The sequence below is a fragment of the Pseudomonas sp. Yb2C2 genome (assembly GCF_052112325.1).
In the GTDB taxonomy this organism is placed as follows: domain Bacteria; phylum Pseudomonadota; class Gammaproteobacteria; order Pseudomonadales; family Pseudomonadaceae; genus Aquipseudomonas; species Aquipseudomonas marginalis.
In genome coordinates, this window is record NZ_JAVAJK010000012.1 from 150076 (window position 1) to 163600 (window position 13525).

The window sequence follows — 13525 nt, forward strand, 5'->3', positions numbered from 1 at the left end:
ACCATGCAAGCCATCACCAAAGACATGATTGCAGGGCTCGTCGCAACGGGTGGTTCGCCGCGTGTGAATGTTGATATCGCTCCAAAGTTTTCCGCTGGCGAACGTGTCACGGCCAAAGAGATCAACCCGTCCACCCATACTAGGACACCTCGCTACTGCCGTGGCAAACCAGCAGTGATCATTACCGACCATGGCGTATTCGGGTTCCCCGACGTAAATGCGCATGGGCTTCCGGTTAAACCGCAGCACCTCTATACAGTTTGCTTCTCGGCAGCCGATTTGTGGGGCCAGCAGGCAAACCCCAACGACAAGGTGTACCTGGATCTTTGGGAAGATTATTTGGAGTAGATGCAATGATGCCATTAGCTGAATCCCATGTACTTGAGATCAACACAGACGACCACGCCTTCGACCATCCCTGGCAGGCGGGCATGTTTTCGCTGACCGTGAACCTTTATAAGGCCGGGCTTTTCCCTTGGTCGCAATGGGTGGAGTTTTTCAGCAACGAGATCAAACGTAGCCCAAGGCGTCATGACGAGAGCATCAACGATGCTTACTACCGCCAATGGGCTGTCGCCTTTGAAGCAATGCTTCAAACCCTAGGGCTCGTCACCGGAGAACGCGTCGAAGAGACTACCCAGGCATGGCGTCTTGCCTATCTAAACACGCCGCATGGGATGCCTGTTGTGCTGCAAAACGCAGACTGCCCGCCAGTTAAAGCACATCACCATCACCATTCGGCGCCCGGCATCCCCATCGCTGTAAGCCCAACCACCGCCCATCATTGACGGATAACCAAGATGAATGACGCAGCCCTGCTGAATCGCTCCCAATCTCATAATCCTGCTCAGGCATTTCCACTGGCTCACCTCATGCCCTGGGCGGCCCTGGCAGTGTTACTGGCGATGTTGGCCATCTATTTTGTAGGCGCCGAACAAGGTGCGACGTCGCTCCTCGCCGGAAATAACATTCATGAGTTCGTCCATGACGGGCGTCACGCGCTCGGCTTTCCCTGCCATTGAGGTTCTAACATGATCAGCAGACTGCTGTTGAATGGCATCCTAACAGGGATCCTTGCCGGCGTAGTTTCCTTCGGCGTTTTACACGTTTTCGTCGAGCCGCAAATGGAACGAGCAATCGCGTTCGAACAACAGAAGGAGGCAAACGAGACGCCCGTGATGGCGCGTGAGGAGCACACCTCTGACGGGCAACGCCACCAGGCGGCAGATGGTGCTCATGTCCATGGAGAGGTCGTTAGCAGAGAAACCCAGGCAGGTGTCGGCGCCCTTGTTGCGACGACAGTCTTCGGTGGTGCGGTTGGGGGACTCTTCGCTTTGGTGTTTTGCTTCCTGCATGGACGTGTGGGCAGCACGTCAGCCCGGATGCTCTCGTTTTATATAAGCATAGGGGCGTTGCTGGCTTTTGTGATCCTTCCGACGCTGAAGTATCCGGCGACTCCTCCTGGCGTAGGGCTATCAGGGACAATTGGTGAGCGAACAGCTTTCTATTTCCTACTTATAGCAGGCTCTTTGCTTCTTCAAGGAGCTAGCGTGGTGTGCTACCAAAAGCTGAAGAGGAATGTGAGTGGCTCCGCCCCATTATTAGCCATCGGTGTCTATGCGATAATGACCACTATCATGTTCGGTGTGCTGCCATCAATCAATGAAGTACCGAGCGATTTCTCAGGTGAGATTCTCTCGAATTTCCGAATGGCCTCAGTCGCTACGCAAACCGTTCTTTGGGTCGTCATCGGTTTAATCTACGGCTGGTATGCGCACCATGCGCTTTCAAGCTCGCGCAAGCGCCACATTCCTGTAAACGGTTAAGGCTCGCCGGAATAATCCGGGCTGCTCAAACCGCTCGAAACTCAACGAACGCCAAACACAGCACTTGTCGCTGCTGGGTTGTGCACGCACGAAGTTTAACAAACACACCCAAGTGCAGGAACTTAAATGAGCAAACTTAAAGAGTGGTTTCAAGGGCCACAAGATATAAGTAAGACGGAAGCTATGGAGGACTACGCAGTGGGTCGTGTCCCATCACACTACCGCTGGCCAATTCCTGCAATCATCTTAGTGCTCTTGGGAAATTCGACGGCAATGTTCTGGTTCATACTTGGTGCTGATTTAAGCTATCAGGTAGGCTGGCCCATGATGCTGTGGCCACTGGCATATTTTTTCGTTTTCGCAACCATCATCGGCGCGATTGTAATGAAGCTTGCGAGTAGCGAAGGCCTTTCTCTCAATCTGCTGACTCGCGGGCTAGGATTCGGCTATATGGGGTCAGCGTTCACATCTTTGATCTATGGAGTGAACTTCGTCTTTTACTTTATCTTCGAAGGGACAATCGTTTCCCACGCGATTGCCAACCATCTAGGGATCGCGGTCGACTCCCCAGGTGGGATAGGAATCTTCGCGGTACTGGGTCTATTGGCCATCTTCTTTGTGTGGCGCGGCATGTCATCTCTCCAGTTCCTTCAAACTTGGGGTGTGCCACTCTTCATTGGCCTGTTTGCCTTCTGCCTTTACCAACTGACTCACAACTACGACATCGTAGGCCCGCTGGGTTGGCTACCGAATGGCACGGTGGACGAAACTAAGATATGGGTTGTCATGAGCATGGCAAATGGGCAGATCGTTTTCCAAGGACTAATCGCCACCGATTATGGGCGGTTTGCAAAGCCTGGTATTACTCACAAAGGCACCACCGCGATCATGATGGGTATGTTGATACCGGTACTTCCAATTCTGTTAGCCGGCGCGATGTTGGCGCACACTCTGCTCCCCCACATTTCCACAAACGGTGTCGCAGCATCCATGGATCCTGGGTACATTTTCCCAATGGTCATGGGCCTACTAGGTGTGGTATTCGCGGTAATGACTCAGATTCGGATTAATGTCATCAACCTGTACTCGGGCTCAATTGCCCTTTCGAATACAGCTGATATGGCGCTCAACTTTCGACCGGGGCGCCAGTGGTGGATGATTTTAGTCTGGCTGATGGGGGTCATTCTGTACTCAGTAAACGTCCTCCAATACATGAATACGTTCCTGACCATCACGGGCATCCTGACGAACACCTGGGTATTCATTATCTTGGCTGACCAGTTGATCTGCCGTCGCGTGTTAAATCTGGCCCCGAGCGATTTCGTGGAGTACCGCAAAGAGTACCTTCGATCTTGGAATCCCTGCGGTGTCATCAGCTTGGTAGTGGCTGTCGCCCTCGGAGCTGCTGGTGTGTTGGGAGCCTATCCCATCTACTACGCCTCGTTTATTGCGATGATCGTGGGCCCGATCCTTCACGTGGCGTCAAGCGTGGCAACTCGGGGCCGCTTTTACTTCTCGCAATTCCCCGACGATGTAACCACAAACTGGAAGCCCAGCGAGTCATACGCCGGCCCACGCCCGATCCTAAGCGGTCACTTTATCTCCTCCTGAGACGGCAATAGCACGAGTCGCCGAGAACTGCTCGCCATGCCTAAAGGCATGGCGATCTCATCCTACTCACGCGCTCATTGGAGCGGAGAACTATGCGTAGCATAACGACTAATCAACGTCCTCCCTTTGTCCAGCCGAGTCAGCATGACGACCTCAGCACCAATCCTAAACCATTTAGGCAAGTGCCCCCGCCGACTTTTCTAGTAAAGCCCAAGCCTGCTCACCAAATGCCTTGCGCCACTGTGCGTAATATCCAGCGTCCCTCAGCTTCTGCCGGAAGGAATCAGGCGCAACATCACTGATGATCAGACCTTTATTACCGAGATCCTCTCTAACTGTGGTTTGCAGCGCCTGTAGATCAGAGCGCATGTTTACTCCTGCCTCATTGATGTGCTTGGACACGATATCCTGAAGCTCTACAGGCAGACGTGAGAAATTGACCTTGTTCCCAAGCACCCAAAAACCATCCCACATATGGTTGGTCAATGAGCAGTACTTCTGCACCTCGTAGAGCTTGGCGGAGTTTACTAACGTAAGAGGATTTTCCTGGCCCTCGACTATGTGGGTCTGCAACGCGGCGTAGACCTCTGCAAAATTTATACTCGCCGGGGCAGCATCAAAGCTTCGGAACATCGACATGATGATCGGACTCGGTGGCACCCGTAATTTCATACCGACCAAATCTACCGGGGCCGCTACCGGTCGAGTGCTGGTGGTGGTCACCCTAAATCCGTTATCCCAGATCTTTTCAAATGCGAAGAGGCCTTCACTCTTGGCTATTTCAGCCCTGATGTGTGCGCCAAGCTCACCGTCCATGGCAGCCCATACCTGATCGTAATTTTTGAAGGCAAAACCAACCGCGCTGATCTGAGCGGCAGGAATCAATGTACCGAGAATGACAGGTGGCCCTGCGTAGAAATCAATCGCACCCGAACGCGCCTGGGCAAGCATGTCGGTGTCGCCTCCCAACTGGCTACTAGGAAACACCTGCAGCGCAACGCGCCCGTCGGTGGACTCCTTTATGCGCTTCGCGGCCTCCCGCGCTCTGACATTCATGGGGTGAGTGAGCGGAAGGTTGTTTCCAAACTTCAGGTTGAACTCAGCGGCGTAGGAAAACGCGCTGTATCCGACCGTAATGCCTGAGGCTAGAGCGGCTGACGCCACTGCGGTAGTTCGGAGGAAATTACGACGGGTAAGGCTTTTCATAGTGACTCTCCTGCTTTTTTTGTTGTGGGTGCAAAGAGCTCATTGACAATCATAGATGCCGATTTGTAGTCTGTATACAGAAGACGGAAGCCTAAAAGAGTCACGTCCGTCGCTTCGCGGCCTATAGACCGCAGGCACATGTCTAGAACGGGCCTCCCGGAGGGTGCCGTGCTTGGGATAGGTCAAGGCCATCGGGCAACGCGGTTCCAAGAGATCGATGACCAGCTTTGTGATTGGGCTAAACGGGCCCAGAGAATGAGCAGTGACCCAGGAAAAGGCATCAGAGAAACGGAACATCAGATCGCCGAGCTCTGGGTATCTACAAAGGAGCAACAAAGAGGGGGGTTGGACGTATCACTCAACCGTATGCTGCCAAGACCCCTGCCCCGACTAGGGTGCTAAAAAACCGAGTACCCACGTCGACAATGAAGCAGGCTCGCCTGCATACAATAAAGTCTGGAGAAACTCATGAAGCTTACACAAGAACAAATCAAAGCTTATGATGAAGAAGGCTACATTTTGCTGCCTGGCCTGTTTACGGAACAGGAAGCCGGCTTGATGAAGTCGCGCCTTCCGAAGCTGTACCGCATGGATCGAGATGAGGTTGTTAAAGAGAAGACTGGGGTAGTCCGGACGGTCTTCGCTGCCCATACTTTCGATGATGTGTTCGCCCAGGTAGCACGTCACCCACGCCTTGTTGAGCCAGCCAAGCAGCTGCTCGGTACTGATGTCTACATGCATCAGTTCAAGATCAATGCAAAGGCAGCTTTCAATGGTGACATCTGGCAATGGCACCAAGACTTCGGCACTTGGCATCAAGACGATGGTATGCCGGAAGCTCGCGCAATGAACGTCGCGATTTTCCTGGACGAGGTCAACGAATTCAACGGCCCACTCATGTTCATCCCCCGCTCCCATAAGCTGGGACGCCTTGAAGCGAGCCATGACCGCAGCACGACCAGTTATCCATTGTGGACACTTGACAACGCCAAGGTCGCCGAGCTGGTCGACCAAGGCGGCATTGTTGCGCCGAAAGGTCGCGCGGGTACCGTTCTCATTTTCCAAAGCACCTTGGTGCACGCCTCGTCACCAAACCTGTCCCCTTGGGATCGAAATACCGTGTACGTCACAACCAACTCGGTGGACAACGCGATCACCAAGTTCAATCGACCGGACTTTATTGCCCATAGAAATTTCACTCCTATCCAAATTGTCAGCGATGACTGCCTGGACAAATTCCACGCCGCTGTCGCTTAAACATCAGCTGAGCCGGCTGCCACGCACAGCCGGCAAACGCTCATTCGAATAAAAAGGGTAGGAACCAATGAAAGATTCGATGCAGGGTAAGGTTGTGATTGTCACCGGCGCAGGTGCAATTGCTGAAGGTTGGAGTAATGGACGCGCGGCAGCAGTGCTCTACGCTCGACATGGTGCCAGGGTACTCGCTGTTGATCGCGACGCCGTCTCAGCAGAACGCACTCGCGACATTATTCGAGGAGAAGGCGGGGTCTGTGAGGTTTTTACCGGAGACGTTACTAGCTCAGCTGATATGCGCCAGATGGTCGCGGCGGCGCAAGACTATTTCGGCAGTCTGGACACCCTCCATAACAACGTTGGAATCGCCGAAATAGGCGGGCCTGTTGAGGCGAGCGAAGAAAGCTGGAATCGACTGGTGGCGGTGAACCAAACAAGTCTATTTCTAACCTGCAAATACGCGCTGCCGGTAATGGAGAAGAAAAAAAGCGGTTCAATCGTCAACATCGCTTCTATCGCTGCAGATCGCTGGCTCGGCTTTCCGTATGTCGGATACTCAGCGACGAAAGCGGCGATGATCGGTTTTACGCAAAACATCGCCGTCCAGTACGCACCACACGGGATCAGAGCAAACTGTGTATCTCCGGGGTTCATGAATACGCCAATGGTGAGCAGCTCCCTGACCGCCGCATATGGTGGAGAAACAGAAGCGATGCTCGATAAGCGTCACGCGCAATGCCCGATGGGGTTTATGGGTGATGCTTGGGATGTCGCAAACGCAGCCCTCTTTCTTGCATCTGATTCGGCCCGATACGTTACCGGTATTAACCTTGTCGTCGATGGTGGTCTGACTCTACGCTGCGCGTAGAGTGCAAAACGAAACTACTGGGAGCATGCCGTGCAGAGCGCGCGGCTGTTGCTCCCATACTTTCTTACATTTTCACACTTCCCGAATGCAGCGAAGCCAACGCTAGTGTGCATCCGCTTTCATCAACTTCTCAGCAGATGACCGTCTAGCCGGTGCACAAGTCCAAGAAATTCTCTAGACAGGGATTATCGTTATTTGGATTCCAGCACACCCCGCACTTAACTTCTGGAGAATGATCAATAGGCCAATAACTTACTCCCTCGTGATTAAACTTACTCATTGACTTGGGCACAATGGCAACCCCGAGACCTTCAGCAACCAAGTTAATTATAGACTGTTGCAAATCGGCATGCATGAATTCTTTGGGGCTGAATCCTGCATTATTGCATACCTGCATGATTGAATCGTAGAGCGGCGGAGATGTATCCCTACGGCTAATTATAAATCTCGTACCTTCCAAGCACTCTATAGTTAGTGCCTGATGCTTGTTCAAGGTATGGCTCGTGGGCAAGGCGATGCAAAGCGGCTCCGAGTGTAAGTGTCGATACTCTAGACCTTCCTCAAAGGATTGGAAGGTAACCCCCACATCGATCTCTCCCGCACGTAGTTTAGAAATCAGCTCCACTGGCAGCATCTCTTGCAAGTGCATGCTGACACTTGGGTATTGCTCTAGAAAGGTTTTAGAAATAGATGGCAAGATTGTCCATGCCACATACGAAGTGAAGCCTACTTTGAGCTCTCCTTGTAGGCCGCGGGCGACTGCTCGGGTCGAACTCACAGCATCCTGCCATGCAACCATCAGCCCACTAGCCAATCGCTGAAACTCCCTCCCTGCCGCAGTAAGTTCCACGCTACGGGATGTCCGCGACACCAAGCAGCAGCCGAGCTCGTCCTCGATGCATGCCAGCTGACGGCTGAGCGACGGTTGGGTCAAATTGACCGCGTCAGCGGCCTTGCCGAAGTGCAGGTGCTCAGCGAGCACCAGAAAGTTTCTGATTTGCTTAATTTCAAGCATCGATGCGTCCCGCGTATCAATTCTGAGAATACTAATCATTGGACTGCATCAATTGTCAAGCTTAAAATCCAACACCCCCACTGAGTAGGCTCGCTAAATGAACACGGTTGTCTTGGTTGTCCTCCCAATTTTTAGCCTTATCCTCTTAGGGTTCATCTGTGGGCGCACTAACCGACTTGGTGATCAGGGAGCATCAGAATTAAACAAATTTGTCGTATGGCTTTGCCTGCCAGCCTTATTATTCAAAACAACCGCAACCACCGTTTTTGCTGAAATTTGGCATCCCGGTTTTATCATAAGCTTCGGCGCAGGCACTTTAGCGGTTTTTTTGGGCACCGTGCTCTGGAAATTATCGCAGGGGAAAAAACTGGTTGAAGGAAGCATTGATGCGCTGAGTGCTTCATACGCAAATACAGGTTATATTGGAATTCCGTTATGCCTGATGATTCTCGGCCAGGAGGGTATGCAGCCTGCTCTGATATCCACACTTATCATCGTTTGCTTCATGTTTGGGATCGCACTGACGCTCATAGAAATAGGTTTGCAAAGCGATAGCACCTTCTACGGCGCTGCAAAGTCCGTGGGCAAGGCACTGCTTAAAAACCCATTGGTCATAACCCCAATCATCGGAAGTTTATGGGGATGGAGTGGCTCGGGAATTCCGACACCTCTAGCCAGCGTTCTAGACTTGTTAATCGCTGCGACTACTCCATGCGCTCTCATTTCCCTAGGCCTGTTCCTGTCCAAAAAACATACGTCCTGCGAGAAAGGTGCTTGGCCGTTAATCCTCATTAAACTGTTTGTTCAGCCGGCCATTACTTGGGTGCTTGCATTCAAAGTGTTTGCTCTGCCTTCCATGTGGGCGCATTCCGCGGTGCTGCTAAGCGCGATGCCTACGGGCACAGGCCCATTCATGATTGCCGAGTTCTATCGACGCGAAGCAGCAGTGATAGCAAAAGTCATACTGATCACAACGTTGGGCTCAATCTTTACCCTGTCTGCGTGTGTGTACTGGATCGGCCTTAACAAGCTCTAAAAGAGAATCGTTATTCTGCATTCGCCCAAGCACGCCTAGTATCCGGGGCACCGGTAAGCAACAGCGAATACAGCCCTGCATTCCTGTCAGAGGATTCCAAGCGAAGTCCCAAGGCGTCAGTAGAAATTCCTAACATCGGGGTGAACGCCAGCGACAGGGCGAGGTATCACTTTTTAGTCAAGCACATTAACAGGCGAACCCTGCCAAGCCAACACCGCGACTCGGGACTGGCTGTCATCAGTGTTTATCCAACGAGCAGACGCCGAGTACTTATGCTCCTCGTGTATAGCTCTTGGTAGATCGAGTTGAGTAATCTCTTCATTGCTGTGAAGCCACTGCTGGCTCAATGCTTGACTCGCAATCAGCAGCCTAACGCTAACTTGCTTCCGCGCTCTTCAAAATCAATAAAAAACTTGGTTGCAGTCGAATCCTGGAAAATGAAGCTTGCGCTTTGGTTCGAACAGCGATGCTCGTGTGAGATCGGGGACAATGTGCGCGGCACTCTGGCAACGACTACCAAGAAGCATGTTTCCAACCAAATGCATTCTTAACAGATCATCGAGTTCCGCAGCGACTCAACCAGCACATCATAGAAATCCTCCACCTCATCAACTCCAGAAGCACGAAGACTGGCATGAACTAATCCTCGGCCTATGTGCAAATGGACGGGAATACTTGCTTTCCGAAGCACGCTCGCGTACGCAATCCCGTGGTCGAACAGCGGGTCATACTCAGCGACGCCAATGAATGCCGGAGCCAAGCCGATTGCGTTGTCGATTTCCAACGCGAGGGCTCGGGGATCGGCTTTGCGTACGTGTCCGGGAACGTAGCTTTCCAACGAGGCCAACAAGCCTGCGGTAGTGAGCATGGGTGCCTCTGCGTGTGCCTGCATAGAGCGCAGCTCGACGCTAGCGGTCAAAACCGGGTAGACCAATGCTTGGAGCTTGGGCTGCGGCAAATTCATTTCTCTTAGAGCCACGCATAGACCAGCAGCCAGTGAGCCACCAGCACTATCGCCTGCAACCGAAAGGCAGTCCTTATCTAGCTGAGGGAAATCACCGCGACGTAAGGTATGCCAGGCCTCTAGCCCATCTTCAAGGGGGGCTGGGAACGGGTGCTCTGGGGCTAGTCGATAATTCACAGCCACAATCGCTATCGGAATGCGACGTAACACCGCGAACGCAAACCAATCATGAGTTTTGTGACTTCCCATACTCCAACCGCCGCCATGGAAGTACACCAAGGTAGGCCAACCTGTTGATGGTGCCGGTGCTTCAGGTAAGTAGATGCGAATGGCTAAACCATTGATTTCGTCATCTTCAACCTTGATTCCACTTGGTCTCAATGGTGTGAAGTACCGACAAGCTTCAGCGAAAGCTTCGCGGCGGTCGGCGATTGCATCACTTCTCGAGGCGAAGCTCGCACTCTCCTTTACGTAGGTTGCCAATGCGGGGGCGAGGTTGTAGTTGGCCATTTTTAATATTCCCCTTGTGAAAGTCCCCCCCAGCCTAGCGAGATCCTCTAATCCAGGTGCTGCTCTTAGCCAGCTGGTCTTTTGTGATTCTCGCAATGTGGGAAACAGCGGTCGTTCTAACGACGATCTCATTTTGTCCTTCCAGCACCTGCACATAGGATCAGCTACCAGTTGCCGGCCAAACGAGCCAGCCATCAAATGCAGCCTGGAGAACAAGAATGGCAATCCATGAATACGCCGAGGAATACAACAACGGCGAGAACCGCAATGTTGCTGTCAGTGATGAGACTCTCGAAAAACTTTCCCGTTGTTCCAGCGGGTCTCTGACCACACAACTGTTTAAACGCGGTTTTCGTCAACCGGCGTTCGTCGGTCTTCGCGCCATGTGCGCTCAAGCTAAGCCCTTTGCCGGTCGTGCTTTCACGATGCGCTTTATACCTGCTCGTGAGGATATCGATACCTACGGCACCATGACGACCAAGCCTAATGGCGACAATCTTCAATGGCAGGGTATCGAGCAAGTGCAGGCTGGTGATGTGCTGGTAATCGATAGCCGCAACGATCCGGCAGCCGCATCAGCGGGCAATATCCTTGTAACAAGACTTCTCGCCCGTGGCGCTCGTGCCATCGTGACTGACGGCGCTCTGCGCGACGGGAGCGAGATTGCGGCGATGACACTGCCAGCCTATGCCCGTGAAATCACCGCCACAACCCGCATCTCCTACCACCACGTTGCCGATCTGCAAGTTCCGATTGGCTGTGCCGGAGTTGCCGTATACCCCGGCGATGTCGTCGTCGGTGATGCAGACGGCTTGACTCTCGTTCCGGCCTACCTCGCAGAAGAGCTAGCTGATGTCTGCCTGGAGCAAGACGACATCGAAAACTACCTTGCTATGCGAATCGCATCCGGCGAGGCCCTGTGGGGTATCTATCCACCCAGCGCAGAAGCAGTTGCGGCCTATCAAGACTGGGTTGCATCAGGCCGTCCAGCCATTCCATCCATCATTTCCAAGAAGGATTGATCCCATGGCACAGCATAAACACGCGCAAACTATTCGCCGTTACTTCGACGCCTGCAATGAAGCGGACTACGACAAGTTGGTGTCCTGCTTCACCGCCGATGCAGTGCATTACTTCCCCGACGGCTTACCTGATATCCCGTGGTGTACCGCAGACACCATCGCTCGTAAGTGGCAGTGGTGTGTCGAAAATCTTGGCTCTCAGTGGACAATAGAGAAGATCCTGATCAGTCATGACAGTGATGAAGCAGTGATCGAATGGACTCATTGGAAGAGCAAACTGGGCACGGCACTGCGGGGAGATGAGTGGTACATCTTTGATAAGGACAGCGGCCTGATCAAGGAGATCCGGGCCTACTACGCCTCCCCCGCCGATAAGCAAGTGACCATCAACGAGTTAGTTGGCTTCGACTACGCAGGCCGTGATTATCACCTGGAGCCGTTGGCTCACTCCGAAGCCGAGGAAATCTAATCATGACTAAAGTCACTGCCCACGCCTCAGTCGACGCCGCAGTAAACCAGGCCACCGAGGCAGCACCTTACTGGGCTGAATCCAGTATCTCTACTCGCGCTGCGCTACTGCGTGGACTGGCTGAAGCCCTGGAAGCTCATAAGGGCGATCTGGTCACTATCGCTGACGAAGAAAGTCACTTGGGTTCGGCCCGCCTGACAGGAGAGATTGCGCGTACTGCATTTCAACTGCGAGGGTTTGCAGAACAGCTCGAAGCGGGCGCAGCTCACAAGCGCGTCGTGGATGAAGCGATTGCAGGAGCTCCACCCGCTGGACGACCTCAACTCACTCGCATCCTGCGACCGGTTGGGCCTGTGGCAATGTTCTCAGCCAGCAACTTCCCGTTTGCTTTTTCGGTGCTTGGCGGAGACACAGCCTCTGCTTTGGCAGCAGGCTGTCCAGTCGTTGTGAAAGCTCACTCAGGACACCCTCGCCTTTCGAAGGCCGTTTTCGATTTGGCACGACAAGTAGTTCGCTCTCAGCAACTACCTGAAGGTTTGTTGACCCTCGTTGAGGGCGCTTCACGAGGTAGTGGCGGCCATCTCGTTCAACATCCCGAGATCAAAGCAGTAGCGTTTACCGGCTCATATCAGGGTGGAACCGCATTGTGGCGTCTTGCTAACGAACGCCCTGTTCCAATCCCCTTTTTCGGCGAGTTGGGATCAATCAACCCACTGGTCGCATTACCTGAAGCGTTGGAGGCTGACAGCCAGAATCTGGCAAACACCTTGGCCGGTTCAATCACAATGGGGTGTGGGCAGTTCTGCACGAGCCCAGGAGTTATTGTGGTTTTAAAAGGTGATCGCACCGAGCAATTCATCTCGCAGTTGAGCGACGCACTTAAACCTATCCAGACCCATGCGATGCTCACACTTTCCATGCGTGAAGGCTTCGAACATGCCAGCTCATTGGTCGCAGAACATGCCCAGACTCTTGTAGTTGGTATAGATGGCGCAGGCCCGGCTCCACGGCTCTATCGAACTGATGCGCACACCTTCATCGCAAGTTCACAGCTTCGAGAGGAGATGTTCGGGCCAGCTGCGGTAATCGTTGAGGCTTCTAGCCTCATTGAGGTCGAGCAGGTACTTCGTGCTATCGGTGGAACCCTGACCACTACGCTCTGGGGAGCCAGAAATGACACTCCAGCGAATCGATCCTTGGTGCGTGCTGCAGAAAGCGTCTCTGGTCGAGTGTTGTTCAACGGTGTCCCTACTGGCGTTGCCGTTTGCGCGGCTCAGAACCACGGCGGCCCGTGGCCTTCGTCGACGGCACCGCAGACCACGTCAGTTGGATACGCGTCACTGGAACGCTTCCTCCGTCCAGTTGCCTTGCAGGATGCTCCTGCTTGGGCCCAAGCGTAAGGAGAGCGTCCTGATGATGCGTCATATCGTTATGTTCCGCCGTCTACCCGATGTACCAGTTCAACCACAGCTTGAAGCCGAACTGGTGGAACGCATGCGGGCACTGCCTAATTACATCGATTTCATCCGTGACTGGCATGTAGAGACCAACGAACTTGAACGCTCTATCTGTTGGGACTATCTGCTCGATTCCAGTTTCGACAACGCCGAGGCCGTAGAGCAGTACTTGCCCCATCCGGCGCACCAAGCGTTAGTGAAAGACCTCAAGCAATACTTCGAGTGGGCGGCCGTCGACTACACCGCCTGAAACTCGCTGCAATAACAACAAACGCGTCTCAATGAGG

General features: G+C 53.2%; 15 protein-coding genes. 12 read left to right on the top strand and 3 right to left on the bottom strand.

The window, feature by feature from the left end; all coding sequences use genetic code 11:
* The first annotated feature begins 3 nt into the window (after window positions 1-3).
* The 5 genes from Q8X51_RS18240 (at window position 4) to Q8X51_RS18260 (ending at window position 3437) form a co-directional block, all read left to right on the top strand.
* Entirely contained in the window at window positions 4-348 is a 345-nt protein-coding gene (locus Q8X51_RS18240; protein ID WP_407694003.1) for an SH3-like domain-containing protein, read from the top strand.
* A 5-nt stretch (window positions 349-353) separates the two neighbouring features.
* Window positions 354-788 (top strand): nitrile hydratase accessory protein, encoded by a 435-nt coding sequence (locus Q8X51_RS18245; RefSeq protein WP_407694002.1) that lies wholly within the window; start codon window positions 354-356, stop codon window positions 786-788.
* A gap of 12 nt (window positions 789-800) precedes the next feature.
* Window positions 801-1022, top strand: coding sequence for a CbtB domain-containing protein (locus Q8X51_RS18250; RefSeq protein ID WP_407694001.1), 222 nt, complete (start codon window positions 801-803; stop codon window positions 1020-1022).
* A 9-nt stretch (window positions 1023-1031) separates the two neighbouring features.
* Window positions 1032-1826: a CbtA family protein gene (locus tag Q8X51_RS18255; protein ID WP_407694000.1), complete on the top strand. Its 795-nt coding sequence runs from the start codon at window positions 1032-1034 to the stop codon at window positions 1824-1826.
* Between the two features lie 126 nt (window positions 1827-1952).
* Entirely contained in the window at window positions 1953-3437 is a 1485-nt protein-coding gene (locus Q8X51_RS18260; RefSeq protein ID WP_407693999.1) for a purine-cytosine permease family protein, read from the top strand.
* A gap of 174 nt (window positions 3438-3611) precedes the next feature.
* On the opposite strand, the gene Q8X51_RS18265 is transcribed toward Q8X51_RS18260, so the two are convergent.
* Window positions 3612-4643, bottom strand: a complete 1032-nt coding sequence (locus Q8X51_RS18265; protein ID WP_407693998.1) for a TRAP transporter substrate-binding protein — start codon at window positions 4641-4643, stop codon at window positions 3612-3614.
* A 468-nt stretch (window positions 4644-5111) separates the two neighbouring features.
* Between Q8X51_RS18265 and Q8X51_RS18270 the strand changes: the two genes are divergently transcribed.
* Complete coding sequence (locus tag Q8X51_RS18270; protein ID WP_407693997.1) at window positions 5112-5900, top strand: phytanoyl-CoA dioxygenase family protein; 789 nt, start codon at window positions 5112-5114, stop codon at window positions 5898-5900.
* A 67-nt stretch (window positions 5901-5967) separates the two neighbouring features.
* On the top strand, window positions 5968-6765 hold the full coding sequence (locus Q8X51_RS18275) for an SDR family NAD(P)-dependent oxidoreductase (protein ID WP_407693996.1): 798 nt from the start codon (window positions 5968-5970) through the stop codon (window positions 6763-6765).
* 145 nt (window positions 6766-6910) lie between these two features.
* Here Q8X51_RS18275 and Q8X51_RS18280 read toward each other — a convergent pair whose 3' ends face one another.
* Complete coding sequence (locus tag Q8X51_RS18280) at window positions 6911-7780, bottom strand: LysR family transcriptional regulator (RefSeq protein WP_407693995.1); 870 nt, start codon at window positions 7778-7780, stop codon at window positions 6911-6913.
* Between the two features lie 97 nt (window positions 7781-7877).
* Between Q8X51_RS18280 and Q8X51_RS18285 the strand changes: the two genes are divergently transcribed.
* Window positions 7878-8816 (top strand): AEC family transporter, encoded by a 939-nt coding sequence (locus Q8X51_RS18285; protein ID WP_407693994.1) that lies wholly within the window; start codon window positions 7878-7880, stop codon window positions 8814-8816.
* Between the two features lie 547 nt (window positions 8817-9363).
* Here the strand turns inward: Q8X51_RS18285 and Q8X51_RS18290 are convergent.
* Window positions 9364-10290, bottom strand: a complete 927-nt coding sequence (locus tag Q8X51_RS18290) for an alpha/beta hydrolase (protein WP_407693993.1) — start codon at window positions 10288-10290, stop codon at window positions 9364-9366.
* Between the two features lie 218 nt (window positions 10291-10508).
* Here Q8X51_RS18290 and Q8X51_RS18295 point away from each other — a divergent pair, with 218 nt between their 5' ends.
* From Q8X51_RS18295 to Q8X51_RS18310, 4 genes are read left to right on the top strand one after another with little or no spacing between them, the layout of a single operon-like run.
* Window positions 10509-11312, top strand: coding sequence for a ribonuclease activity regulator RraA (locus Q8X51_RS18295; RefSeq protein WP_407693992.1), 804 nt, complete (start codon window positions 10509-10511; stop codon window positions 11310-11312).
* 4 nt (window positions 11313-11316) lie between these two features.
* Entirely contained in the window at window positions 11317-11781 is a 465-nt protein-coding gene (locus Q8X51_RS18300) for a nuclear transport factor 2 family protein (protein WP_407693991.1), read from the top strand.
* 2 nt (window positions 11782-11783) lie between these two features.
* Entirely contained in the window at window positions 11784-13181 is a 1398-nt protein-coding gene (locus Q8X51_RS18305) for an aldehyde dehydrogenase (NADP(+)) (RefSeq protein WP_407693990.1), read from the top strand.
* A gap of 13 nt (window positions 13182-13194) precedes the next feature.
* Complete coding sequence (locus tag Q8X51_RS18310; RefSeq protein WP_407693989.1) at window positions 13195-13488, top strand: Dabb family protein; 294 nt, start codon at window positions 13195-13197, stop codon at window positions 13486-13488.
* Window positions 13489-13525 lie beyond the last annotated feature (37 nt).

Bases quoted from the DNA above. Each gene is read 5' to 3' on its own strand.
- Q8X51_RS18240 (WP_407694003.1), top strand. From the start codon at position 4: ATGCAAGCCATCACCAAAGACATGATTGCAGGGCTCGTCGCAACGGGT.
- Q8X51_RS18245 (WP_407694002.1), top strand. From the start codon at position 354: ATGATGCCATTAGCTGAATCCCATGTACTTGAGATCAACACAGACGAC.
- Q8X51_RS18250 (WP_407694001.1), top strand. From the start codon at position 801: ATGAATGACGCAGCCCTGCTGAATCGCTCCCAATCTCATAATCCTGCT.
- Q8X51_RS18255 (WP_407694000.1), top strand. From the start codon at position 1,032: ATGATCAGCAGACTGCTGTTGAATGGCATCCTAACAGGGATCCTTGCC.
- Q8X51_RS18260 (WP_407693999.1), top strand. From the start codon at position 1,953: ATGAGCAAACTTAAAGAGTGGTTTCAAGGGCCACAAGATATAAGTAAG.
- Q8X51_RS18265 (WP_407693998.1), bottom strand. From the start codon at position 4,643: ATGAAAAGCCTTACCCGTCGTAATTTCCTCCGAACTACCGCAGTGGCG.
- Q8X51_RS18270 (WP_407693997.1), top strand. From the start codon at position 5,112: ATGAAGCTTACACAAGAACAAATCAAAGCTTATGATGAAGAAGGCTAC.
- Q8X51_RS18275 (WP_407693996.1), top strand. From the start codon at position 5,968: ATGAAAGATTCGATGCAGGGTAAGGTTGTGATTGTCACCGGCGCAGGT.
- Q8X51_RS18280 (WP_407693995.1), bottom strand. From the start codon at position 7,780: ATGCTTGAAATTAAGCAAATCAGAAACTTTCTGGTGCTCGCTGAGCAC.
- Q8X51_RS18285 (WP_407693994.1), top strand. From the start codon at position 7,878: ATGAACACGGTTGTCTTGGTTGTCCTCCCAATTTTTAGCCTTATCCTC.
- Q8X51_RS18290 (WP_407693993.1), bottom strand. From the start codon at position 10,290: ATGGCCAACTACAACCTCGCCCCCGCATTGGCAACCTACGTAAAGGAG.
- Q8X51_RS18295 (WP_407693992.1), top strand. From the start codon at position 10,509: ATGGCAATCCATGAATACGCCGAGGAATACAACAACGGCGAGAACCGC.
- Q8X51_RS18300 (WP_407693991.1), top strand. From the start codon at position 11,317: ATGGCACAGCATAAACACGCGCAAACTATTCGCCGTTACTTCGACGCC.
- Q8X51_RS18305 (WP_407693990.1), top strand. From the start codon at position 11,784: ATGACTAAAGTCACTGCCCACGCCTCAGTCGACGCCGCAGTAAACCAG.
- Q8X51_RS18310 (WP_407693989.1), top strand. From the start codon at position 13,195: ATGATGCGTCATATCGTTATGTTCCGCCGTCTACCCGATGTACCAGTT.